At 50.9% G+C, this 24,450-nt stretch carries 25 protein-coding genes and 1 pseudogene; 21 read left to right on the forward strand and 5 right to left on the reverse strand.

The features are described 5' to 3' along the window. Positions 1 to 32: 32 nt before the first annotated feature. The 4 genes from EDM52_RS10905 (at position 33) to EDM52_RS10920 (ending at position 3,966) form a co-directional block, all read left to right on the forward strand. Positions 33 to 404, forward strand: a complete 372-nt coding sequence (locus EDM52_RS10905) for a hypothetical protein (protein WP_122909023.1) — start codon at positions 33 to 35, stop codon at positions 402 to 404. A gap of 191 nt (positions 405 to 595) precedes the next feature. After that, positions 596 to 2,146 carry a bifunctional phosphoribosylaminoimidazolecarboxamide formyltransferase/IMP cyclohydrolase gene (purH, locus tag EDM52_RS10910; protein ID WP_122909024.1) on the forward strand — a complete coding sequence of 517 codons (1,551 nt, stop codon included), beginning with the start codon at positions 596 to 598 and terminating at the stop codon, positions 2,144 to 2,146. Between the two features lie 38 nt (positions 2,147 to 2,184). Further along, on the forward strand, positions 2,185 to 3,456 hold the full coding sequence (purD, locus tag EDM52_RS10915) for a phosphoribosylamine--glycine ligase (RefSeq protein ID WP_122909025.1): 1,272 nt from the start codon (positions 2,185 to 2,187) through the stop codon (positions 3,454 to 3,456). A 90-nt stretch (positions 3,457 to 3,546) separates the two neighbouring features. Then, a complete protein-coding gene (locus tag EDM52_RS10920) occupies positions 3,547 to 3,966 on the forward strand; it encodes a hypothetical protein (RefSeq protein WP_122909026.1) in 420 nt (139 codons plus the stop codon). A 55-nt stretch (positions 3,967 to 4,021) separates the two neighbouring features. On the opposite strand, the gene EDM52_RS10925 is transcribed toward EDM52_RS10920, so the two are convergent. From EDM52_RS10925 to EDM52_RS10935, 4 genes are all read right to left on the reverse strand, one after another. Then, positions 4,022 to 5,215 carry an MFS transporter gene (locus EDM52_RS10925; protein ID WP_122909027.1) on the reverse strand — a complete coding sequence of 398 codons (1,194 nt, stop codon included), beginning with the start codon at positions 5,213 to 5,215 and terminating at the stop codon, positions 4,022 to 4,024. 10 nt (positions 5,216 to 5,225) lie between these two features. Continuing rightward, positions 5,226 to 5,669, reverse strand: a complete 444-nt coding sequence (locus tag EDM52_RS10930; RefSeq protein ID WP_245996783.1) for a MarR family winged helix-turn-helix transcriptional regulator — start codon at positions 5,667 to 5,669, stop codon at positions 5,226 to 5,228. Between the two features lie 88 nt (positions 5,670 to 5,757). Further along, positions 5,758 to 5,886, reverse strand: a complete 129-nt coding sequence (locus EDM52_RS25430; protein WP_338068308.1) for an EYxxD motif small membrane protein — start codon at positions 5,884 to 5,886, stop codon at positions 5,758 to 5,760. Between the two features lie 18 nt (positions 5,887 to 5,904). Continuing rightward, positions 5,905 to 6,411, reverse strand: a complete 507-nt coding sequence (locus EDM52_RS10935) for a YgaP family membrane protein (RefSeq protein WP_122909028.1) — start codon at positions 6,409 to 6,411, stop codon at positions 5,905 to 5,907. A 191-nt stretch (positions 6,412 to 6,602) separates the two neighbouring features. On the opposite strand from EDM52_RS10935, the gene EDM52_RS10940 reads away from it, so the two are divergent. From EDM52_RS10940 to EDM52_RS10985, 11 genes are all read left to right on the forward strand, one after another. Next, positions 6,603 to 8,036 carry an amidohydrolase family protein gene (locus EDM52_RS10940; RefSeq protein ID WP_245996787.1) on the forward strand — a complete coding sequence of 478 codons (1,434 nt, stop codon included), beginning with the start codon at positions 6,603 to 6,605 and terminating at the stop codon, positions 8,034 to 8,036. Between the two features lie 12 nt (positions 8,037 to 8,048). Next, positions 8,049 to 8,357 carry an adenine deaminase C-terminal domain-containing protein gene (locus EDM52_RS25160; RefSeq protein WP_245996789.1) on the forward strand — a complete coding sequence of 103 codons (309 nt, stop codon included), beginning with the start codon at positions 8,049 to 8,051 and terminating at the stop codon, positions 8,355 to 8,357. A 330-nt stretch (positions 8,358 to 8,687) separates the two neighbouring features. Beyond that, complete coding sequence (locus EDM52_RS10945; protein ID WP_122909029.1) at positions 8,688 to 9,929, forward strand: branched-chain amino acid ABC transporter substrate-binding protein; 1,242 nt, start codon at positions 8,688 to 8,690, stop codon at positions 9,927 to 9,929. A 196-nt stretch (positions 9,930 to 10,125) separates the two neighbouring features. Then, the gene (locus tag EDM52_RS10950; protein WP_122909030.1) at positions 10,126 to 11,079 is read left to right on the forward strand and encodes a branched-chain amino acid ABC transporter permease; all 954 of its coding nucleotides are present in this window, start codon (positions 10,126 to 10,128) and stop codon (positions 11,077 to 11,079) included. A 9-nt stretch (positions 11,080 to 11,088) separates the two neighbouring features. After that, positions 11,089 to 12,372: a branched-chain amino acid ABC transporter permease gene (locus EDM52_RS10955; RefSeq protein WP_122909260.1), complete on the forward strand. Its 1,284-nt coding sequence runs from the start codon at positions 11,089 to 11,091 to the stop codon at positions 12,370 to 12,372. 20 nt (positions 12,373 to 12,392) lie between these two features. Further along, the gene (locus EDM52_RS10960) at positions 12,393 to 13,169 is read left to right on the forward strand and encodes an ABC transporter ATP-binding protein (RefSeq protein WP_122909031.1); all 777 of its coding nucleotides are present in this window, start codon (positions 12,393 to 12,395) and stop codon (positions 13,167 to 13,169) included. Positions 13,170 to 13,183: 14 nt separating this feature from the next. After that, positions 13,184 to 13,891, forward strand: coding sequence for an ABC transporter ATP-binding protein (locus tag EDM52_RS10965; protein ID WP_122909032.1), 708 nt, complete (start codon positions 13,184 to 13,186; stop codon positions 13,889 to 13,891). A 538-nt stretch (positions 13,892 to 14,429) separates the two neighbouring features. Further along, positions 14,430 to 15,872 carry a MocR-like pyridoxine biosynthesis transcription factor PdxR gene (gene pdxR / locus EDM52_RS10970; protein WP_122909033.1) on the forward strand — a complete coding sequence of 481 codons (1,443 nt, stop codon included), beginning with the start codon at positions 14,430 to 14,432 and terminating at the stop codon, positions 15,870 to 15,872. Between the two features lie 50 nt (positions 15,873 to 15,922). Then, complete coding sequence (locus tag EDM52_RS10975) at positions 15,923 to 16,606, forward strand: AzlC family ABC transporter permease (protein WP_122909034.1); 684 nt, start codon at positions 15,923 to 15,925, stop codon at positions 16,604 to 16,606. Further along, entirely contained in the window at positions 16,596 to 16,922 is a 327-nt protein-coding gene (locus EDM52_RS10980; protein ID WP_245996791.1) for an AzlD domain-containing protein, read from the forward strand. The genes EDM52_RS10975 and EDM52_RS10980 overlap by 11 nt, the downstream gene beginning before the upstream one ends. A 133-nt stretch (positions 16,923 to 17,055) precedes the next feature. Next, positions 17,056 to 17,259, forward strand: a complete 204-nt coding sequence (locus EDM52_RS10985; RefSeq protein ID WP_148038745.1) for a hypothetical protein — start codon at positions 17,056 to 17,058, stop codon at positions 17,257 to 17,259. Positions 17,260 to 17,348: 89 nt separating this feature from the next. Here EDM52_RS10985 and EDM52_RS10990 read toward each other — a convergent pair whose 3' ends face one another. After that, positions 17,349 to 18,104: an IclR family transcriptional regulator gene (locus EDM52_RS10990; protein ID WP_122909036.1), complete on the reverse strand. Its 756-nt coding sequence runs from the start codon at positions 18,102 to 18,104 to the stop codon at positions 17,349 to 17,351. A 184-nt stretch (positions 18,105 to 18,288) separates the two neighbouring features. Here EDM52_RS10990 and EDM52_RS10995 point away from each other — a divergent pair. The 6 genes and pseudogenes from EDM52_RS10995 (at position 18,289) to EDM52_RS11020 (ending at position 24,430) form a co-directional block, all read left to right on the forward strand. Continuing rightward, positions 18,289 to 19,416, forward strand: a pseudogene (locus tag EDM52_RS10995) (ABC transporter substrate-binding protein). Between the two features lie 9 nt (positions 19,417 to 19,425). Continuing rightward, positions 19,426 to 20,523: an ABC transporter ATP-binding protein gene (locus EDM52_RS11000; protein ID WP_122909262.1), complete on the forward strand. Its 1,098-nt coding sequence runs from the start codon at positions 19,426 to 19,428 to the stop codon at positions 20,521 to 20,523. Positions 20,524 to 20,526: 3 nt separating this feature from the next. Further along, the gene (locus EDM52_RS11005; protein WP_122909037.1) at positions 20,527 to 21,369 is read left to right on the forward strand and encodes an ABC transporter permease; all 843 of its coding nucleotides are present in this window, start codon (positions 20,527 to 20,529) and stop codon (positions 21,367 to 21,369) included. Beyond that, positions 21,366 to 22,166, forward strand: coding sequence for an ABC transporter permease (locus tag EDM52_RS11010; RefSeq protein WP_122909038.1), 801 nt, complete (start codon positions 21,366 to 21,368; stop codon positions 22,164 to 22,166). The genes EDM52_RS11005 and EDM52_RS11010 overlap by 4 nt, the downstream gene beginning before the upstream one ends. A gap of 12 nt (positions 22,167 to 22,178) precedes the next feature. Further along, positions 22,179 to 23,315, forward strand: a complete 1,137-nt coding sequence (locus EDM52_RS11015; RefSeq protein ID WP_122909039.1) for a M20 family metallopeptidase — start codon at positions 22,179 to 22,181, stop codon at positions 23,313 to 23,315. 140 nt (positions 23,316 to 23,455) lie between these two features. Beyond that, positions 23,456 to 24,430, forward strand: a complete 975-nt coding sequence (locus tag EDM52_RS11020; RefSeq protein ID WP_122909040.1) for an aldo/keto reductase — start codon at positions 23,456 to 23,458, stop codon at positions 24,428 to 24,430. Positions 24,431 to 24,450: the final 20 nt, after the last annotated feature.

Raw genomic sequence — 24,450 nt, forward strand, 5'->3', positions numbered from 1 at the left:
GTAGAAAGAAGCCAAAGCAGAGGAGGGGCCCAATGAGCGGGGATTTTGTAGCCGATTTGCTGGGCAAGCTAAGTAAGCGCACTGGTCGGGAATGGACGCTTACAGATATTATGAAGCTTGCGGAAAAGATGCCAAAAGACGGAACACAAAATATTGATTCATTATTAAAAGAGTTGTCCAATATGGGTCTTGATGTGCCTGAGGAGACCAAGGAAAAAGTCAAAAGTCAGATGAAGGATGGCAAATCTATCTCACTGGATGAATTAGGCAAGCTGCTGCCCAAGGACGTCAAGGCGAAGAGCGACAAGAGTCGCAAGGCGTCGAGAGCTAGTGGAAAAAGCAAGCATCTCTCCTTGGCTCAAAAGGTGAAAAAGCTATCCGGCGGCAAGAAGAAAAAACGCTAGGAATGCATATGATATCGTTGGCTGCAGCCGCGAGTGCTTATGAGCAGTCGCGGCTGTCTGACGTTTGAAAAGGGATAATCTCCTGACGAAAACCTTGATAAAAGCGTACGATTATGATTTAATATTATAGGAATGTTCGTGTTTTATTCGAATAACTATTTCTTCTTAATAAAAGTCAGGAGGTTCTATCTGTGAGTGTGAAAAAAGCGTTAATCAGCGTTTCTGACAAGACTGGATTGATTCCGTTTGCGCGTCGACTTGCTGCTGCCGGGGTTGAAATCATATCCACGGGAGGTACAGCTTCCCTCTTGAAAGAAGCGGGGATTCCCGTGGTTGGGATTTCCGAAGTAACCGGATTCCCGGAAATCCTGGACGGACGTGTCAAAACGCTACACCCGAACATCCACAGCGGTCTTCTGGCTGTGCGCGACAACGAGGCTCATCAGAAGCAACTGAAAGAGCTGGAGATCGAAACCATCGATCTGGTTGTCGTCAATCTCTATCCATTCAAACAAACCATTGCCAAACCAGACGTCACGTTTGAGGAAGCAATCGAAAATATCGATATTGGCGGCCCAACCATGCTGCGCTCTGCTGCGAAAAACCACGCTTTTGTGACCGTTGTGGTCGATGCGGCGGACTACGAGCAAGTCATGGAGGAAATCGAGGCCAACCAGGATACAGCATTGGAAACACGCCGTCGACTGGCAGCGAAGGTATTCCGTCATACGGCTGCTTACGATTCCCTGATTTCTCGCTATTTGAGCGAGCAGGTGGGGGAACTGCTGCCTGAGAGCTACACAGTGACCTACGAAAAGGCCCAAGACCTCCGCTATGGGGAAAATCCACATCAACGCGCTGCCTTTTACCGTGCGCCGCTTGCAGGTACAGCCAGCATTGCCTATGCGGATCAGCTGCATGGGAAAGAGCTTTCCTACAACAATATCAATGACGCGGATGCTGCCCTGGCGATTGTTCGTGAATTCGATCAGCCTGCCGTGGTCGCCATCAAGCACTCCAATCCATGTGGTGTAGGAATCGGGGCAGACATTCGCGAAGCGTATCAAAAGGCGTACGAAGCGGACCCTGTCTCCATTTTTGGCGGAATTGTCGCTGCGAATCGCACGATTGACCGGGAAACTGCGCTGGCGATGAAAGAAATCTTTTTGGAAATTATTCTGGCTCCTGATTTTACCGAAGAGGCTTTGGCTGTGTTGATGGAGAAGAAGAACTTACGTCTGCTGCGTATTCCGACTCTGAATCAACCCGAGCAAAAAGCAGACAACCTGTTCCGCGTAGCTCCAGTGGCAGGCGGTGCCTTGGTGCAGGATTACGATCAGAAGCAACTGGAAGATGATGAAATCCGCGTGGTGACCGATCGTCAGCCGACTGCTGAAGAACTGGCACAATTGAAATTCGCCTGGAAGGTAGTCAAGCACGTAAAGTCCAATGCAATCGTTCTGGCAAAAGGAAACATGACCATTGGGGTAGGCGCAGGTCAAATGAACCGCGTAGGTGCAGCCAAGATTGCCATTGAGCAAGCGAAGGAGCTGGCCACTGGTTCTGTCCTCGCTTCCGATGCCTTCTTCCCGATGTCCGATACTGTGGAGGCAGCCGCTCAAGCTGGCGTCACCGCGATTATTCAACCAGGCGGCTCTGTTCGTGACCAGGAATCCATCGATGCCTGCAATCGTTTTGGCATCACGATGATCTTTACGGGCACTCGTCATTTTAAACACTAAACCAAGAACGCGGAACCTCTAACACAGGAGGAAATACAATGAATGTTTTGATCGTAGGCAGTGGGGGCCGTGAGCACACCATCGCCTGGAAACTGTTGCAAAGTCCTCGCGTTGAAAAAGTGTACTGCGCACCGGGCAATGGTGGAACGGCTCAAATCGCGCAAAATGCACCGATCGACGTCCATGATTTTGCAGCCCTCGCCCAGTTTGTCAAAGATGAAGGCATTGATTTGACTGTGGTCGGTCCGGAAGATCCACTTCTTGGGGGGATTGTCGACTTTTTCAACGAGCGCAATCTGCCTATTTTCGGACCCAACTCACAGGCTGCCAAGATTGAAGGCAGCAAGTCTTTTGCGAAAAGCCTGATGAGGCGCTACAACATTCCGACTGCTGCTTACGAATCGTTCCTCGACTATGAGTCGGCCATCGCCTATGTGCGAGAGCAAGGCGCCCCGATCGTTGTCAAAGCGGATGGTTTGGCTGCTGGAAAAGGCGTCGTCGTAGCAGAGACGCTGGAAGAGGCAGAGGAAGCACTTCGTCAGATCATGCAGGAAAATGTGTTCGGCCAAGCTGGAGCGCGGGTCGTGATCGAGGAATGCATGCGCGGAGAGGAATTGTCCCTGCTGTCGTTCGTAGATGGTGAGACCGTCAAGCCGATGGTTACCTCTCAGGATCACAAGCGCATCTATAATGATGACCAGGGTCCGAATACAGGCGGGATGGGGACGTACGCTCCGGTGCCGCAGATGTCAGACGAGCTGGTCGCAAAGATCGTGGAGACGATCGTCGAACCGATGGCTGTTGGAATGGCGAAGGACGGAATTCCGTTCAAGGGGATTCTCTACACAGGATTGATGATTACGGAAGCTGGACCGAAAGTGGTGGAGTTCAACGCCCGCTTTGGCGACCCGGAGACACAGGTCATCCTGCCTTTGCTGGAAACCGATCTGCTGGAGATCTTCCTCGCTACGGTCAGCGGAGAACTGGCTTCCGTAGATGTGAAGTGGAAAAAAGAAAGCGCAGTCTGCGTAGTGATGGCAGCTCCGGGCTATCCGGGGAATTATCCGAAGGGTGCAGTGATCTCAGGCTTGGAGCAAATCGCTCCGCCAGTGACGGTATTCCACGCTGGAACCAAGGAGACTGAAGCGGGAGTCGCGACCAATGGCGGTCGGGTCCTCGGTGTGACCAGTACAGGTGAAAATCTGGCGAAGGCGCGCGAGTCTGCTTACGCGGCGGTACAGTCCATTTCTTTTGAAGGGGCTCATTACCGGACCGATATTGCCGACCGAGCCATGCGCTTTGAAAAATAAGAAAAAGCAGAGTCCTGGCCCGCGAAAATGCGTTGTCAGGACTTTTTTAAGGATCGATTTGGTTGGTTGCTGGAAGTGCTTTGTCTAACCATGATTCTGGGAGGAGGCTTGGTACTGGCTGCTTGTGTTCGTCCGTTTTTTCTTCGTACTCAAGCAGTCAGTACAAATCCTGAAATCATCTCAACCGTGGAGGATCTTTCCATAAAGGCGTGGAATCGCTACAATCGATATTCCTTCTATTGCAGTCTTGGTCTGTTGGCTTTGGACGTTATTCGCTTCTCGGCCGGCATGGTGCTCTCCTTTTGGCATCTCGCGACGATTCTTGTTCTGGTGCTGGCTTTTATGCGGAAATTTTCTATTGACCATCAGCTCAGCAAACGACTGCGTGATGAGGCTGCAGGAGCAGTAGGGAGCAAGGAGCAGAATGCAGGACATCGAGAGGTCGAGATGATTACCAAGTTGATTCTCATCCTTGCTTTTGTCACGCTGCTTTTGATGAACCTTCCCTGAATACAGCGAAAACCCCTGACATTCTTGCTCGCAGATGTCAGGGATATTCTCTTCACTAAGCAGCCAATTGCTGTTCCTTGGATGCTTTTGCTTTGAAATAAGAGACGAAGTAGATAACCAGAAACAGAAGCATGAAGATAGCTGACCAGCGGTACATAATCGAGTAGCTGGAATAGGTGATAATGATACCGAGCAATAACGAGCCGATACCGATGCCCAGGTCGATCGTACTTAGAAAGACAGCGTTGGCCATCCCACGCTGCTCGGGAGAAACCACTTTCACCATCCATGCCTGAATAGCAGGCTGGATAAATCCGTACCCTAAGCCGTAGAATGCGGCAGAGGTAAACAACAGGTAGTTGTTGTCTGTAAAGGAGAGGATCATCAGACCGGTTCCTGACAATAAAGCACCGAGAGGCAGGACGGCGATGGGCCCCTTGCGATCGAACAGCTTGCCGGATAGAGGCCGGACCAGCAGGATCGTAATCGCATTACAGAAAAAATACCAGCTGACGTTGGCGAGATTGGCTTCCTTTCCGAAGAGTACCAAAAAGCTCATCAGGCCTCCATACGTTATGGCAAGAAGAGTATTCAGGACGGTAGGAAGCAAGATCTTTCTGTCAAAAAAACGTCCCAGTCCTTTTGCCTGCAGTTCTGGATTTTGCAGGACCGGCACTGGCTGAGAACGTGTGCTAAAAAGTAAAGGTAGGGCAATGGCTACCATCCCAACTGCTGCAATGACCATGATGGTAAATCCATATTCATTCAAGAGGGTAATTCCGACGATTGGCCCCAGCGCAAGAGCGAGGCTGACAGATAGGCCGAAGTAACCCATTCCTTCACCAATTCGCCTGGGAGGGATGGAGTTGGAAGCCAATGTAGCAAAGGTTGTGCTGCCGAGTCCAAAGCCGACCCCGAACACGGCGCGTAACGCAATCAGCAGGGTGATGGTCGCGCTAAAAAAATAGCCGATCATCGCAAGACCTGCGATCATCAGACCGAGAAAGGCCAATACCTTGCTCCTTTTCGTTTTGATCGCTTCCCCTGTATACATTCTGGAAACAATCGCACAAATATTAAAGAGCATGATGACGAGCGAAGCTACGAAATCGTTCGAATGATAGGTCTCTTTCACATAAGCGGGGAGGGTGGTTGCCTGCATTTGCACTGTAGTGAACAGGAGCAGATTGCTTAGCGTGATCAGGATGAAGTCCTTGGTCCACAGCCTTTCAGGATGTTCTTCTTTCATGTTGACACTCCTATTCTTGTGTATGCCTTTGAATATTTGCGCTGCAATGCAGCATGATTTGCTTCAGCCACTCGATCTGTTCGGAATCCAATCCTTCAAAAACCTGTTCCAAGGCTTTGTTTTCCACGGGAATGGCTTCCTCCATCACTTTTCTACCCTTTGTGGTGATGCTGATCAGGAAAGCGCGCCGATCTGACTGGCACATTTTCTTTTCGATCAATCCTTTACGGGACAGGGCATCCAGGATGCGAGTCGTTGTGGGCTGGTCTTTGGACGTGCGCTTGGCCAATTCCTTTTGATTGATTCCATCACTTTTGTACAGCTGAAACAAGGCGGCAAACTGCTCGGTTGTAATATCGAAGGGACGCAGCTGAACCGATATGTGCTGCACCATCTTCCGATACATATTGCCAATGTAATACCCCATTGATTCTTCGAGCCATTTATCTTCCAAGACGGTATCTCCTTTACTAATGCTTGTTACGACAATTATATTCTTGACAAGTATTTTTGTAAACGGAAAAAATAAAAACCGCCAGACTCTACTGGCGGTACCTTCCTTTTCTCCGGCTGATCGTGTAAGCGAAATACACCATCACCACAATGACGCCAATGATGCTGGCGATGACAAACAGGTTATGTGACAACCATTCGTATAAAGTGGATCCCACTAGCAATGGATTCGCCCCCTAAGAGTAGGTAGGGTATCGGTGTTCTTCATGGCTGAATGACTCTGAGTAGCTTCTATCGTTTGTGGAAGAGCTGCTTGCAGATGGCATGTCATCGGAAGGCATCTCAACGATTTCACGGACGGTCTGTTCCATCCTGAGATCCTCTGCCGAAAGCTTCATTTCGCCACGGGGTTGAGAAGCGGGCGAATGATTGGTGGTGGCTTGCGGACCTTCGCTTTTTTCTTCACGAGCGGAACCGCCCAATACCTGATTCATGACGGTTTGCATGCCAGCATTCTTGATTTTGTCCATCATGTTCGTATTTCCCTTGGAATCAATGCCCATCGCAGCATACATCGGGCAAAATCTCGTTACGCCTTCCGCTACCTTCATCGCAGACAAGGACATCAACAGCCAAGGTGTGCGGTATGGACGTCTGCCCATGACACCCACTCCGTATGCCAGCCCCAGCAGTCCACCCGTTATTCTGATCATCGCGTCGGTTGTTCCCACGTTTTTGCGCATGTTGGTCTGCCTCCTGTTTATGCGAACTTCTATGAACTATTCTTTGTTTGGGACAAGAAAACAAGACGTGGTAATTGTTGCAAGCAGCAACAGCTAGTGGAAAGGGGATCGTCCTGTTCATGGCGAAGCATAAAAGAAAGATGAATGACCATTCAGTAGAAAGAAACTTCAACAAGAGGGAGCGATCATACATGCGTGTAAGACAAATGACAGACGAAGCTTTTTTGCAATTGATCCGAGTATCGAGGCGAAAGGCGCCTGCGACCATGTGGATCAAAGGGGCAAGCGTCCTGAATGTGTATACCAAGGAATGGCAGCAGCTCCACGTATACACGGCTGGGGAGCGCATCGCATACGTTGGCGAGCAGGAACCGATGGTAGATGGGGATACGGAGATTGTGGATGCGACAGGACAGTACATGGTACCTGGATACATGGAGCCGCACGCTCATCCTTTTCAGTGGTACAACCCTTATACGCTGGCTGATTTTGCTTTGCAGCGAGGGACCACCATGCTGATCTCGGACACGATGATGCTGATGAATCTGCCGATGGAGCAGGTGGAAAAACTCATGGAATCGCTCGCTTCTCATCCGGTCAAACAGTTTTTCTGGGGCAGACTCGATCCACAGACTGGCAAGGATCACCCTCATTTTACCAAGCAGGGTTTGGCTCGCATGTTGGAGCATCCTCAGGTGATTCAGGGCGGAGAGCTGACGAATTGGCAGGGTGTGCTAGGCGAGTCAGATGAGATCCTGTTTGGCTTGAAGCATACGCGGGATTTGGGCAAGCGGATGGAGGGGCATCATCCCGGAGCATCGGCGGAGACGCTGAATACGGCAGGGGCAGCAGGGATAACAGCCTGTCACGAGGGGATTTCCGCCCAAGATCTGCTGCAGCGTCTGCGCCTGGGAATGTACGCGACATTGCGCCACTCCTCGATCCGTCCTGATTTGCCTGAATTGGTCAAGGGATGGCTTGCGCTCGGCCTGCCCTGGTCGCCTCGAATGATGCTTACTTCAGACGGGAGCACCCCTCCTATGCATCGGCATGGGTTGATGGATTATACGATCAAAGTGGCGATCGAAGCGGGGATGCCGCCGATCGAAGCATACGTCATGGCAACGCTGAATCCGGCGGTATACTACGGGCTTGATGCTGAGGTAGGAGGAATCGCACCGGGCAGGATCGCAGATTTGCTGTTGCTGCACTCTGAGGATCAGCCGACTCCCACCTTGGTGATTGCCAACGGCCAGCGCGCGGCTTCGAATGGGGACATCCTGATCCCGACAGTCGAACCTATCTGGGAGGAATGTCACTTTCCGCCTGTAGACCAGCTGGATAAAAAGGTGTCAGAGGAATGGTTCTATCTTCGCCAGGAAAACGGGGAGACACCGATCGTGGAGATGCTGAACGCAGTGATCACCCGATTGCGGATGGAGGAGCTTCCTTTAAAGGAAGACGGGGTAGTGTCCTTGGAGCATGACCCGGAGCTAGCCTACATCGTAACCATTGATCCTTTTGGCAGACGAAAGACGCAAGCGGTGCTGTCGGGGTTCGGCCGCCATCTGGAGGGCTTGGCCAGCACGTATTCGGCTTCTGGTGAATGGCTGGTTATCGGGTGAGATCCGCATGTCATGAAAATGGCCCTGGATCGAGTAAGAGAGATTGGCGGAGGCGTCGTTCTGATGGATCAAGGAAGTGTGGTCTGCGAATGTCCGCTTCCTCTGGCAGGGAGATTTTCGAGCGCACCGATGGAGGAAGTCATCGATATGGCGGAAAGATTGATCGACCAGATTCGTCAAAAAGGGCATGCCCATCTCGATCCGATCTATTCCATCCTGTTTTTTTCTTCGACGCATTTGCCGTACGTCCGGTTGACCGCGGAAGGAATTGTCGATGTGAAGACGGGTAGGATTGTAGTCCCATCTCTCCCACTTGAATGATGAAAAGGCAAGGTAAAAAAAGGAATTACTGACAATGTGATTTTCATTACGCAAAACATTAATGCTTTATCGTGATGAAGCAATGATATGTTCATTTGATTTCAATAACGGTCCATTTATCATGTTGATGTATCAGTTGAACATGTTTCTTTAAAAAATATTTTTTCTCTTGTAAATTTTCAAATTTATTTTACAATAAGGAATAACCAAGCCAGCTCTATCTTGAGGCCTAGTAGAATCGGTAGATCGTAAGTCGCAACCTGCTAAGTAAGATAGATGGATGGGAGAAAAATAAAAATAAAAATTAATAAAAGGGGGATTCAATTCCGCATGAAAAAATTCTCTCACCTCAGTTTTTTATCTGCGGCATTGGCAGCAAGTCTTGCACTCACAGGTTGCGCGGGTGGTAACAGTTCGACAGGAAATACCAACAACAATTCAGGGGGAGGTACACCAGCGGCTCAACCCAACACTTCCGGCAGTGGCGGTGGAGCACTTGAAGTCATTAAAATTGCCACGCAGACGCCGCTTTCCGGGAACCAGTCATCGCTCGGGGATGCGATCAAAACCGGAGCTGAGTACGCACTGAACTTGCGTAAGGAAGAATTCAAGGCAATGGGCTTAGATGTACAGCTGTTCCCGCAGGACGACCAGGCTGACCCCAAAATCGGCGTCTCCAATGCGGAAATGCTGATCTCCAATCCGGAAGTATACGGAGTAGTCGGTCACTTGAACTCCGGTGTTGCGATCGCTGCATCGGTGAAGTACGAGGAAGGCAAGCTCGTCATGGTATCGCCGGCCAATACAGCCGTCAAGCTGACGGAAGAAGGCAAGAAGACCGTGCACCGGATTTGTGCGCGTGACGATGCACAGGGACCGAGCGCTGCGATGTACGCCAAAAACACCCTGAACGTCAAAAACGCTTTCATTATTCATGACAAGACCGCATACGGCCAAGGTCTTGCTGACCAAGTAAAAATGCAATTTGAAAAAGACGGTGTTCCCGTACTCGGCTTTGAAGGAATCACACAAGGCGAGAAGGATTACAGTGCCGTACTCAACCAGGTAACGGTAGCCAATCCGGACATCATCTTCTTCGGCGGACTGTATCCGGAAGGCGGAATCCTGATCAAGCAAGCTCGTGAAAAAGGGTATAAGGGCTATTTCATGGGAGGAGACGGTCTGGACTCTTCGGATATGATCAAAATTGCAGGCGCAGCTGTAGAAGGTGTTGTGTTTACATCTGTAGCGGGTGACGTAACCCAGACAGAAGAAGGCAAGAAGTGGGCAGACGAGTACAAAAAAGTGACAAACAAGCCGCTGGAAACCTACTCGGTATACGGCTATGACTCGATGAACGTCATCTTGAACGGTTTGAAGGAAGCGGTCAATGCCAACGGAGGCAAAAAGCCTACCCGTGAGCAAGTATTGGATGCCGTTCACAAGACAAAGGATTTCCAAGGACAATTTACAAAAGTCACGTTTGACGACAAAGGTGACAACGTGCACTCCGACGTCTTCGTGTACCGGTACGACAAAGAAAAATCCAATTTTGTCGGAAAAGCCCAGTAAAACCACATGATTGACCCATTCAACTTAGAATTCGCTTACGTTTAAGGCCTCATCCAGCTAGGGGCGGCACGAGAGTGTTCGCCCCTCCTTTATGGAATTTCACGTCTGGACAGCTTGATTTTGTAGATGTGAATGGCGGCCATAAGTGATGCAGAAACGAACGACAAGTCTACAAAGGAATGAGGGATGGGTAAGCATGCTGCTAAGCATTTTGCCTCAAGTGTTGGTTGACGGTTTGACGCTTGGATTCATGTACGCAGTCGTGGCCCTGGGCTATACGATGGTTTACGGTATCCTGGAATTTATCAACTTTGCTCACGGTGAGATTTTCATGGTGGGTGCCTTCGTCGGCACTGAAGTGCTTCTGCTTACGGACGCAATGGGTGCGTTGGAGGGAATGAATCCATACGTTGCGCTATTTATGACCATTATCATTACGATGATCATAACAGGTGCTTTAGGGGTAGGGATTGAACGACTGGCTTATCGCCCGCTGCGTGGAGCACCGCGATTGGTTCCGTTGATCTCCGCGATCGGTGTATCGTTTTTGCTGCAAGACCTTGTCCGTTTTACGGAAGCTATCGCTCGTAATGAATTTTATCTGAATACGCCAATACTGTTTACCGGATCGGTTTCATTGTTTGGCATCGCAACAATACCCGTCAAGGGATTGATGGTTATCATCCTAGCCATCGTGCTGATGATTGCACTTTCGCTGTTTGTAGGCAAGACAAAGTGGGGAATCGCCATGCGTGCCGTCGCACAGGATCAGAGTACGGCATCGCTGATGACCATAAATGTGGACAAGGTAATCATGCTCACCTTTTTGATCGGCTCCAGCCTGGGAGGAGCCACGGGCGTTCTGTTTGCCCAAAACTACGGAACCATTGATCCGTACATCGGATTTATCCTTGGTATGAAGGCATTTACCGCCGCTGTTTTGGGTGGGATCGGCAATTTGCGAGGAGCGATGGTGGGGGGCGTTTTGCTCGGCCTGCTGGAATCACTCGCTGGCGCTTATATGGGACCATTGACCAACCAAGCGTTTGGTGCCGAGTACAAAGACGTATTTGCGTTCAGTATTCTAATCCTTGTGCTTCTCTTCAAGCCGGAAGGGCTGTTTGGCGAAGCTGTCAAAGAGAAAGTGTAGGTGAAACCAATGGCAAATCTGGCCTTGAAATCATTCAAAGGTATTCCGCTCGTCGTCACATTGATTTGGATCGCAGCATGCGCCTCGGCATTGCACTTTCTGGATAAATCGGTTATCGCATTTCTCGGTATCCTGACCTCAATCGTTTTGATTTACTACACCAATACGAGCAAGCTGATCAAGCTCGTGATCGGCGCGGCCGTACTGATTATCATTATTCCGTTGGTAGCCGGTGAAAACCGCTATTACATGGAAGTGGCCTCGCAGGTAGGAATCTATGTCGCGATGGCGCTTGGCCTGAACATCGTAGTGGGCTTTGCGGGCCTGCTTGACCTGGGCTATGTGGCGTTCTTTGCCGCTGGTGCCTATGCATACGCCATTTTTTCTACCTCCCAAGCGAACGAATTTATTGCGGGCAATCTGTTCCCGTTGTCGGGTGACTGGTTCTGGCCGTTTCTGATCGTCGGGCTGATTGTCGCCGCCATATTCGGGGTATTACTCGGGTTGCCGGTATTGCGGGTAAAGGGTGATTACCTGGCCATCGTAACGCTGGGCTTTGGTGAGATCATCCGAATCGTCTTCAACAACCTGGATAAGCCGATCAATATCACGAATGGTCCACAGGGAATTACGCCAATTCCGGCCCCTGAGCTTTTTGGGATCAAAATGGGGACGCCGTTCTATTTTTACTTCATTGTATTGTTTGTCATTGCCTTTATCGTGCTGGCCAATATCCGCTTTGAACACTCTCGTCTGGGCCGCGCATGGGTTGCGATCCGCGAAGATGAACTGGCCGCGCAATCGATGGGAATTTCACTGTTGAACACCAAGCTGGCTGCGTTCGCGACGGGAGCTTCCTTCGCAGGAGTAGTGGGCGTGATTTTTGCAGCGAAGCAAACCTTTATCGACCCTACCTCCTTTACGCTGATGGAGTCGATCGGGATTCTCGTCATGGTCATTCTCGGAGGCAGCGGCAGTATTCCAGGCGTCATACTCGGGGCTGCATTCGTTACGCTGCTGCAGGTTCAGCTCCTGAAGGAATTCTCCAACTTTCTGCACTCCTTACAGCAGTCAGGTATGATCAACCTGCCCAATCAGTTGGATCCGTCCAAGTTCCAGCGTCTCATCTTTGGTATCATGCTGATCTTCGTGGCGTTGTACCGCCCGAATGGCCTGATTCCAGCGAAAAGGAAAACCAACGATATCGATGCGATCAAGGCTAGTCCGTTTGGCAGAGGAAAATTGGGAATTCTGAGCAAGCTTTCTCAGTCGTCGTCTGGTAAACAATCGTAGCGAACAGGGAGGGATGCAAAATGGCACTTTTGGAAGCTGTAGGGTTGACCAAGAAGTTTGGCGGTCTCGTCGCGAACCAGGATGTGACACTGAAGATAGACAAAGGAAGCATTACCGCTGTCATCGGTCCGAATGGGGCAGGAAAGACGACCTTTTTTAACATGATCACAGGCTTTTACGAACCGAATGAAGGGGAAATCCTGCTGAATGGCAAAAGCATCAAGGGGCTGCGTCCAGACCAGATCGCCAGCAGAGGAATTACCCGAACCTTTCAAAATATTCGTCTCTTCAAACAAATGACAGCGCTCGAAAACGTCATGGTAGGTGTCCACAGCCGACTTTCGGCAGGCATCATGGGCATTCTCTTCAATACCAAGCGAGTGCGCGAGGAGGAAGAGAAGGCGCGGGTCGAAGCGTATCAATTGATGGAATACGTAGGAATCGCCCATATCGCCAACGAAGCGGCGGGAAGCCTGCCTTACGGGTTGCAGAGAAGGCTCGAGATCGCCCGAGCGCTGGCGACCAATCCGCAGATTATTTTGCTGGATGAGCCAGCCGCAGGGATGAATCCGAGGGAAACGGTGGAAATGACCGAATTTATTCGACTCCTGAAAAAAGAGCTGGATTTGACCATCATCCTGATCGAGCATGACATGAAGCTGGTGATGGGCTTGAGTGAATACATTCACGTGCTGGATTACGGACGCAAGATCGCAGAGGGTTCGCCGGAGCAAATCCGGAACAACCCGAGTGTCATCGAAGCGTATCTCGGAAAAAGCGCGTCGGAAGTGTCGTAGGAGGAGGAAGCGATATGGCCATGTTGGAGCTGCAAAACGTTCATACCTATTACGGCGGAATCCACGCGTTGAAAGGCTTGTCCATCCAAGTGAATCCGGGAGAGGTTGTCACCCTGATCGGGTCGAATGGAGCAGGCAAGTCCACCACGCTCAAAACGATCTGCGGGCAGACGCGGGCGCGTGAAGGGAAAATCTTTTTTGAAGGCAAAGATATTACCCAGATGCGCACACATGACATCGCCTTGTTGGGAATTGCACATGTACCAGAAGGACGCCGTATTTTTCCCAAGCTGACGGTCCATGAAAATCTGGAGATGGGCGCTTTCTTCACCAAGGACAAACAAGTGATTGAAGAGGGGATCGAGCGCGCCTTTCAATACTTCCCGCGACTCAAGGAACGGATCAGTCAAAAAGGCGGCACGATGTCCGGTGGCGAGCAGCAAATGCTAGCCATCGCACGTGGCTTGATGATGAAGCCGAAAATTTTGATGCTGGATGAACCGTCGATGGGGCTGGCGCCAATCCTCGTGGAGCAGATTTTTGAAATCATTACGGAACTGAACCGCGAAGGAACGACGATTCTGCTGGTGGAGCAAAACGCCAACCAGGCCCTGTCAGCAGCGCATCGCGGATACGTCATCCAGACAGGTGAAATCATTCTGAAGGATGATGCGAAAACATTGTTGGCCAACCCGCAGGTGCGGGAAGCGTATTTGGCATAGGGATTGTGGGGACCGATGGAGTCGGAAATGACTTCGTCGGTTTTTTCATTTGAAAGCACGTAATCCAAGCTTCAGTGGTGGGCAGGAAACAGGAGAAAACGCTCCAGATTCTTGGGCTGCCTGCACAGGAGATTCACTGCCCGACTCGGTAAAAAAATCTCTATCGAGGCCAGTTCAAGGAGGAGCGACCACGTATAAGCGGAAGGTTTTTATGCGTTCCAGAAAGTTAAGCAAAGTTGCATTGACATGTGAAGCACTTAAACTTCCTTACACGTTGAAAAAAACGAAACCGCGTCCAAAGCAGTCGCTTCAGGAAGTCTCTCAAGGGGTGGATGCTTAAAGGCGTGTTTCGTTTTTTTCACGGAGCTGGACAGGAATGACCCTCAGTGGGAATCCCAAGAACTTGTGGCCTTTTCTTCTTTTTTCTCTCCTCCACCATAGCATGGATCGATAACTCTATGAAAAATGTCCTCCTGTTAAGAGAATTTTGATAAAATTCAATGAGAAATAGGCACAGGTCCGTTCGGGAGGAAGAAAGATGCTGGATATCAGTCCTCGCTTGGAGGAAGGCGGCGAACCGCTATATTTGCAGTTGTATCAATATTTCTGCACAGAGATTCGGGAAAGACGACTGCCATCTGGCACAAGGCTGCCTTCGGTGAGGGCGTTGAGCAAATTTTTGCACATGAGCAAAACAACAGTGGAGAGCGCCTATCATCAGCTTTTGGCAGAAGGATATATCGAGAGCAGGGAACGAAGCGGATTTTACGTGGTGGACATTTCTTGGGATGGAGCGATCCGGGTCAAAAAGTCGGGTGGGGGAGGAAGCGTAGCGAAAAAAGAATGGACCGATCCCGAAGTGCCCTTCCCATCGATTCCGTTTCGCTACGATTTTCATCAGGCCAGGGTGGACCCGGATTCCTTTCCTTTTGAACTGTGGCGGAAATATACCAATCAAGTCACGAGGTCGGAAAACAAAAGCTTGCTCTATTACGGAGATCGGCAGGGTGAACCAGAGTTGCGGCAGGAGCTTGCTCGTTATCTGCGCCGAGCGAGAGGGGTGCAAGCTACGGCAGAACAGATCGTGATCGGGGCAGGGACGCAAACGATGATCAATCTGCTGGGATGTCTCTTTGGAATGCGCGGACAAGCCGTAGCGATGGAAGAGCCCGGCTATCAAGGCGTCCGCAGGGTGTTTCTCAATCAAGGCTTTGATGTTCGGCCGATTCCCTTGGAGGAGGATGGCATCGATGTACAGAGGCTGAGTGAAAGTGGAGCCAGACTGGTCTATATTACCCCATCGCACCAGGACCCGACAGGAATCGTGATGCCCTACGCCAAACGCTTGAAGATGCTGCAATGGGCTAGGCAGGTAGAGGGATATATCATCGAGGATGACTACGATGGAGAGTTCCGCTATCACGGCAGGCCCATTCCGTCCCTGCAAGGCTTGGATACGGCGGGTCGTGTCATCTATTTGGGGACATTCTCCAAGTCGCTTTTGCCCTCGATTCGCGTCAGCTACATGGTCTTGCCGGAAGCGTTGCTGCCGCTCTATCAGGAGCATCTGGCCGATTACGATCAATCGGCATCGCGCATTCATCAACAGACGCTGGCCCTGTTTATGAAAATGGGAGATTGGGAGCGGCATATCCGCAAAATGAGGACGCTATACAAGAACAAGCATGATGCTTTGCTTGGCTTTTTGCGAGAGGAAATGGGAGATTCGATCCGCATTACCGGACACGACGCGGGGATTTCTGTCACGGTGGAAGTTCGGAGCAGCTGCACATCGCAGGAATTGACAGAGCGTGCGGCGTCCGCAGGTATTCGCGTCTATCCGACGGATCATAAATGGCTCCATCCGACGAGACAGGGCCACCCCAGCTTTCAGTTTGGATTTGGTGGACAGACGGTGGAGGAGATGGAAGCAGGCATTCGTTTACTCGGTGAGATCTGGCGCCCCACATTCCAAGGCTAGTAGCGGGAAGCAGAACAGAATAAGAGAAAGTGCAGGAGTGAGAAGCTAGCATGGGTTCATCATATGGTTTATTTGTGAAAGGGATGAAACAGATCATTCCGGTCGCAGCGGCCGGGATCATCGACGGTATCGTGTTTGGTCTTTTGGCCAGACAGGCTGGTCTGGGTGTGACCGAAGCGGTCTTGTTTTCTTTGCTGGTCAATGCAGGTTCGTCCCAGTTTGCGGCGGTTGGCTTGATCTCGCAGGGGATTGTCGGATGGCCAATCCTGCTTTCTACCTTATTGTTAAACGCGCGCCATCTGTTATATGGGCTTTCATTGGGTCCGAAGTTTCAGGGGACGCCCGCCTGGAAGCTATCTTTGATGGGCTTGGGTTTGAATGATGAGACGTACGCATTGAAGGCGACGTATCTGGATACGGGCGGGAAGCCGAGTCTCGCGTTTTTTGCCGGAGCCGGCATCGTGGATTATTTGATCTGGAACGCGAGTACGTTTGCCGGAGCCTGGTTCGGAGCGGCGTTTACCGAGACCGAAGCTTACGGACTGGATTTTGCCTTTATCGCCACGTTCCTGGGCTTTCTCGCTGTCAATTTGTTCAGCTCCCTTCATGTTAAAGTGGCGGGATGTGCCGCAGCAGCGGCCTGCATCGGCTACTGGCTTGGTGGGGGAACAGCAGCAGTGATCGTAGGAACCTTGACTGCGGTCGTGATTGGGGCGGTGAACGGTGAACGATAATATCGTCTGGATGATTGTGCTGATGGCGCTGATTACGTATTTGACGAGATTTCCGATGCTTTTGATCAGCTCGCGATGGGAGATCCCTGCCTGGCTGAAGCGGGGACTGGCGATGGTGCCAGTAGGTGTGTTCAGCTCCATGACGATTCCGCCGATATTGTTCCACATGCGCGAGGGAGTATGGAACCCGGAGTACCTCGTGGCGGGTGTCGTGTCGCTTGCGGTGGGCTGGTGGAGAAAGCAGATTGTCTGGGCCTTGGTAGCAGGGGTAGTCGTGATTGCCTTGTATCGGCAGGTTCTATTGTTCATTTTATAAGGTTTCGTAAAAGGACAGGATATAGACCAAAACAGCCAAGAGAGCATGAATTATGGCTGTTTTTTCTATTTTACGTGAGGAATGCTACGGCGAATGACTCATCAAGATGGGCCTCGACGAGAATAGGCAGCTTGTGCTGACCGCAAGTCTTACCAACAAGAAGAAAAAGGATGTTACGAAGTCTGCAGAATGGGAATCGGAAGACCCTGATGTAGTCAGTTCCACAGGTCATGCCGGGGACCGCAATCTGGTATGGGCATTTTCTAACCATGGCATCTACGAGCTGTCTACTCCTTTAATGGGTGAACCTAAAAACGGTTTGCCACAGGCAAAATAGCTGAAACACGTCCAAGGGGGCTCCAGAAAGTCGGTGTTGACCGATTTCCTGGAGCCCCCCTTTTAATGAGCATCTGAAATTCCTCGATTTCAAGGCCGATAACCCAACTGCACCGACATCTCCTGAACCGTCTCCAGCACCTCGCGCAGGATATTATCGAGCTCAGGCTGGACACGATCGGACGGTCCGACGACACTGATCGAGGCTGCAACCTGATCCGACGAATCAAAGATCGGTGCCGCCACTCCAGTCACACCTTCGTTGCGGCGATTGGAGCTGACTTCGTAGCCGTGCTCCCGGATGATCTGCAGATTTTGCTTGATCTCTTCCGTGGAAGTGTACGAATGTTCGGTATACGTCTTCAATGGTTCTGCCAAAATCTCTTCCTGAAATTCGTCTGGTTGATAGGCGAGCAGTACACGGGCCGCAGAAGTCGAGTAGAGCGGAAATCGACGGAACGATTCTACGGTAAAACGGATCGGATGAGGGGAATCTACTTTGGCGACGTAGATGGCATCCTTTCCGTCTCTGACACAGAGGACGACCAGCTCGCTGGTACGTGACAACAGCCGATTGATATACGGCATGGAAAAATCTACAATGTCGTGATTCTTCAGTACTTTTGTGCCAAGCTCCAGCAAGGTGTAGCCAAGCGTATACTGCTTGGTTTTTTCATTTTGCCGGATAAAACCCTCCGACTCCAGGGTAGTGAGCAGCTTGTGGACGGCTCCTTTGGAAAGCTGAAGCTTTTTGCTCAGTTCGGTTACACCCAGCTCCTTGGGAGAGTCCAAAAAGATTTTTAATAGTTTACAGCCATTACGAACAGAAGAGAGAACTTGATCCATGCACACGTCTCCTTCAAAGTACAGTGACCTCAATTCTACCATAATAAGGTATTCGTACTTTACGTTTTTTTCGAAACAATCTTGAATTGTCAGTCTACTTATGGTAGTGTAACACTATCGTTCTCGAATAGCAAACACCGTTCTCTATTCGTGAACAAACTAGAAAATCGGGGGTTGAACTCAGATGAAGAAAAAAGCTCTATCCGTACTCTCCATTTTTGCTTTGACAGGCTCACTGTTGGTGGGATGTTCTTCCACACCTGCACCGCAATCTTCTGCACCAGCTCCAACACCAGCTCCAGAAAATGCACCTGCTGCTGAACAACAGGTACAGCTGGAAGATTCCCTGATCGTATCAGGTAATGGTGCGACGGTAGAAAAGCTGATGAAAGACGAGATCTTCAAGAAGTTTAACGAGAAGTACCCGAATGTGAAGCTGACATACGTATCCGGGGTTTCTACCGAGATCGTAGCGAAAGTAAAAGCACAGCAAAACGCTCCACAGATCGACATCGCGATTATCGAAGGTGGAGAGCAAGAAAAAGGACGTCTCGAAGGACTATAGGAACCACTTAACGAAGCAGAAATCCCGAATATGAAAAACATTTCCAAGGATTTGCTTGTAGCGGATAACAGTGGTGCAACGGTTAACTTTACCCCAATGGGTATTTCCTACAATAGCGAAATCGTAAAAGAAAAGAACCTGCCGGTACCTACCTCCTGGAATGACCTGGCGAAGCCTGAGTTGAAAGGCAACATCACGATGACAGACGTAGCGAGCAACTTCGGACGTTCTGCCACAATCATGATGGCGTATGCCAACGGCGGTTCCGAAAAGAACATGGAACCAGGATTTGAAAAGCTGACCACCATCGCGGGCTACATGCCGACATTTGCTAAGAGTGCAGCGCAATTGCAACAAAACCTGCAAAATAAAACGTCTGCTTACACCACTTGGACAATGGCTCGCAGCTTGACGCAAAAAGCAGCTGGTCTGCCAATCGAGTTCGTCTTCCCGCAAGAAGGTGCTAACCTCGTTCCAACGATTGCTTCTCTCGTAAAAAATGCCAAGCATCCAGAAGCAGCAAAAGCATTTATCGACTTCCTGCTGACTGACGAAGTACAAACCATGTATGCAACCAAGCTGTTCTACAATCCTTCCACAGCTGTCGCGTTGCCTGATGAAGTTGCCAAAGCACTCGAATTCGATCGTTCCAAAGTGGTTGTATTCGACTATGAAGTGATCAGCAAAGAAACGGCTGCATGGCTGGACCGCTTTAACAGAGAAATTGCACCAAACACAGGAAAGTAGGTGTCCTTTTTGGCAAAGGTATATGACGTCGAACTACGGAACATCATGAAAAAATTCCAAAACAATGTCGTGGTTCAGGACTTCAACCTGCAGGTAGAGCAAGGTGAGTTCGTCTCTTTTCTCGGCCCATCTGGCTGTGGAAAAACAACGACATTAAACATGATCGCTGGCTTTCTGGAACCGGACGGCGGGGATTTGTTGATCAAGGGACAGCGGATGAACGGTGTTCCCCCATACAAACGGGAGTTGGGCATGGTGTTTCAGACCTACTCCCTGTTCCCACACATGACCGTTGCGGAAAACATCGCGTACGGATTGAAACTGAGAAAAGTAAACAAAGCAGAGATGAAGGAGCGCGTCGATCGCGTCCTGTCTCTCGTCAAGCTGCCGAACGTAGCAGACCGCTATCCGAAGCAGCTGTCCGGTGGACAACGCCAGCGGATCGCCATCGCGCGTGCACTGGTGATCGAGCCCTCGCTCTTGCTGTTGGACGAGCCACTGAGCAACCTGGATGCCAAATTGCGCGAAGAGCTGCGTGACGAGTTGAAACGCCTGCACCATGAGATTGGCGTAACAACTATTTTCGTAACGCATGACCAGGAAGAAGCCTTGTCCTTGTCCGATCGCATCGTCGTGTTGAACCACGGCTTTGTCGAGCAGATCGGGACACCCCTGGAGATTTACAATCAGCCTGCTTCCGAATTCGTCCACACCTTTATCGGCAAGACCAACCGCCTGGAAGGGGAAGTCGTCGAGGTGGACGGTGATCGGATCACGGTACAAACGCCAGAAGGCATGCTGATTCATGCAGCGAAACAAAGCCGCAGCTTTACACCAAAACAAAAAGTAGTGGCTTTTGTAAGACCGGAGAAGATTGTCCTGTCCCAGACCGATTCAGGCGATGCTGCCAACAAGGTGAAGGGGAATTTGCAGCTGGCTTCCTTCCTCGGCTCCTATACCGAGTGTGAAGTAAAAGTCGGCGGTCAATCCTTGTCGGTAAAAATTCAGAAGCTGATCGACAAAGCAGCAGCGCAAGAGGCTGAAAAAGGCATTTACTGCCACTGGAATGCAGAAGATGTGCTGATCATGCCGACGGAGAGGGGATGACGTATGAGCAGACGTCTTTCCATCACGCTGTTGACTGCACCTGCCCTGATCCTGCTTCTGGGGGTCTTTCTGATCCCCATGCTGTTGATGCTGCTGCTTAGTTTTCAGGATGGTCAACAAGCGTTTACGCTGGCTAACTACTCGCTATTCTTTCAGGATACCTTTTACCTGGACATTCTCTGGAGAACGATTCGCGTCAGCCTTTGGACCGTTCTTGCCACCCTCGTACTCGGTTATCCGGTAGCCATGTTCATGGCACAGGCCTCGGGAAAAATGCGCGGGATTGTCACCATGTGCGTACTGGCTCCTCACTTGATCAGCGTGGTCATTCGCAACTTCGGCTGGGTGGTCGTATTGGGTGAAAAGGGCTGGGTCAATGAAATGCTGATGGCAATGGGAATTATCGAAACACCACTTCGCCTGCTGTACAACGAGCTGGGCGTGGTCATCGGTCTGACGGATTCCTTCATCGCCTATATGGTACTGGCATTGGCTACGAGTCTGTACGCGATCGATCCTTCGCTGAACAAGGCAGCTTCGATTTTGGGTGCCTCGCGTGCCCGCACGTTCTTCTCGGTGACGCTGCCGCTCAGTCTTCCTGGTATCGTGGCTGGGACGACACTGGTATTCAGCTTGTCGATGAGCGCATTCGTGACACCTGCCCTGATGGGGGGAACCTCCGTGAAGGTGATTCCGGTACTCGCTTATGAACAAATCATGTCGACCTTGAACTGGCCGCTGGGTGCAGCGCTTGCCTTCCTCTTGCTCGGAAGCACGATTGTGTTGGTCAGCCTGTACACGAAACTGATTGAAAACAAGAGATACAAAGAGGTGTTTGCGTCATGAAAAAGATCAATGTTCTCGGGCTCATCACCTTCATTGTCATCATCTTGGTCAATCTGCCGTTTTTGGTCATTATTCCAAGCTCCTTTACAGCCGCAGGCTATCTGGCATTTCCACCAGAAGGCTTCTCATGGAAATGGTATGCGATGATTCTGGACAGACCGGAATTCATCGATTCCTTCTGGACGAGCATCAAGCTGGCGACACTGACTGCGATCCTGGCCACTGTATTGGGAACGCTGGCAGCCTTCGCCTTGTCCAAATACAAGTTTCGCGGGAGCGGCTACATCAACGCTTTGATGCTCTCGCCGCTGACTGTTCCGTCTTTGATTATCGGGATTTCTGCGCTGCTGTTCTTTACACGCATTGGCATCGCAGGTACGTTTACGGGTCTTTTGCTCGCCCATATCCTGATTTCCATCCCGTACGTGGTTCGTCTGGTGCTGACCGGGCTCAGCTCGTTTGACTACACACTGGAAAAGGCGGGTTACATGCTGGGTGCTCATCCGTTCCGCGTATTCTGGGATATTACGCTGCCACTCGTGCGTCCAGCGATTGCATCAGGGATGATCTTCTCCTTCCTGACCTCGTTTGACAACGTGACAGTATCGCTGTTCCTGGTGGCGCCGGATACGACGACGCTGCCGCTCGCGATCTTTAGTTACATGCAGGAAACACTTGACCCGCTGGTTGCTTCGATCTCATCGGTCGTTATTCTGCTAAGTCTTGTGTTCATTATCTTGTTGGAAAAAGTGTACGGACTGGAGCGCCTGTTCGGACTTAATTCTCAATCACATTAAGGAAGAGGCAATATGTCAATGCACACGTATATCGAAGAAAACCTGCAACACTTTCTCCAACTATTGGAAGCCTCGGTGAACATGGATTCCCCGTCAAAAAATAAACGACTGGGAGACCAGATGGCAAAGTGGTTCGCGGAGCAGTTCGAATCACTGACCGGGGGCAAGGCGGAACTAGTAGCAAATGCGACCTATGGCGATCAGGTGCGTTGCACATTGGGAGAAGGGGACAAGCAGGTTCTCATCATCGGCCACTACGATACCGTATGGCCGGAGGGGGAAGCGGCGCGCCGTCCTTTCTCGATGCGCGATGGCAAGGCATACGGACCCGGCGTCTACGATATGAAGGCAGGGGTCTTGCAAGCCATGTTCGCGATGCGGGCATTGGTGCAGCTAGGCCGCTTGCCAGCGGACAAAAAAATCGTGCTGATTTTAAGCAGTGACGAAGAGATCGGCAGCCCGACTTCACGAGAGCTCGTCGAGCAGGAAGCTGTGCGTTCGATGGCGAGTTTTGTTCTGGAACCGCCGAGTGAACCGGTCGGTGCGCTGAAAACCTGGCGCAAGGGAAGCGGGCACTTTACCCTGCAAGCACGCGGGATCTCTTCTCATGCTGGCGTCGATCATCAAAAGGGTGTATCTGCCATCGAAGAGCTGTCGCGCCAAATCCAGTTTCTGCATTCATTGACGGATTACGAAAAAGGAACAACGCTCAATGTAGGGCTGGTCAAAGGCGGAATTGGCTCCAATGTCGTGGCAGATCTTGCAGAAGCAGAAGTCGATGTCCGATTCATGACGATCGCAGAAGCGAACCGGATTGAGCAGGTGTTCCATGCCCTCTCGCCACAGCTGGAGGGAGCGAGGATCCAAGTCTCGGGGGGCATTCGCCGTCCGCCCATGGAACGCACGGATGAGACGGAGCGGTTGTTTGCGCTCGCTCAATCCATCAGTCACGACGAATTGGGCTTTACCTTGCATGAGTCTGGTACAGGCGGTGTAAGTGACGGGAATTTTGCCGCGGCTTGCGGAAGCCCTACCCTGGATGGACTCGGTGCGAGAGGCGATTTTGCTCATTCGCCCGATGAGTTTGTGGAGCTCGCAGAGGTGCCGATACGGACGGCTCTCTTGGCGAGGTTGATAGAGGAAGTATAGGAAGCTAGTAAAAGCGAAAGCACCTGCAAGCTGTCTCGTGGACATCTGTGCAGGTGCTTTTCAATTAGCAGAAAGATTTGTAAAAATGGAGAAATCATCCTATAGTGAAATGAGAGGATGAAGGAAGGAGCTGAATACCGATGAGATATCATCGCTTGGGAAACAGTGGATTGCAAGTATCGGCGATGGGGATTGGAACCAATTCCTTTGGAGGACGTGCAGACGAGGCAGCCTCGCTGGCGATCATTGACGCAGCATTGGAGGGCGGTATCAATTTTATCGATACCGCCAATATTTATACGGGAACAGAATCAGAGCGCATCATCGGAAAAGCATTGGAAGGACGCAGACATGATGTCGTACTGGCGACCAAGGCCGGCTTGCCACGCGGAGAGGGAGTCAATCAGCGAGGATCTTCACGCTACCATTTGCAGAAGGAGCTGGAAGGCAGTCTGAAGCGCTTGCGCACCGATTATGTGGACCTTTACCAGATCCATACCTTCGATCCGCACACACCGTTGGAAGAAACACTGAGAGCGCTGGATGACATGGTACGCTCTGGTAAAGTTCGCTATATCGGCGCTTCCAACTACTTCGCCTGGGAACTGATGAAAGCGCTCGGAATCAGTGAGCTGAAAGGCCTGAATCGCTTCGCATCTCTGCAAATCAGCTACTCGCTGGCAGACCGGACACCGGAGCGCGAAATGATTCCGCTTTGCCTGGATCAGGGATTGGGAATTATTCCGTATTTCCCGCTGGCAGGCGGCATTCTGACAGGAAAGTATACCTCAGCCGAACAGGCACCGGAAGGCTCACGTCTGGAAAAAGAACCGCGCTTTGGCAGATTGCTCGGACAGGATAAGATCGAGCTGGGCAAGCAGGTCGCAGATCTCGCGCACGAGCTGGGCATGACGCCAAGCGTTCTTTCTATCGCCTGGCTGATGAACAAGCCTGCTGTCTCTTCCGTAATCGTCGGCGCTTCGCGTGTCGAGCAGCTGAGCACCAATCTGGAGAGTGCCTCGGTAGAGCTGGGCGCGGACACCATGAAGCGTCTGGATGAACTGAGTGATCCGTATCGTCTGGGTGAGCCGTTCGGGTTTTATCGCCTGCCATAGCCTGCCTTTCCGTCAGAATA

This window comes from Brevibacillus invocatus (genome assembly GCF_003710915.1).
GTDB lineage: Bacteria > Bacillota > Bacilli > Brevibacillales > Brevibacillaceae > Brevibacillus > Brevibacillus invocatus.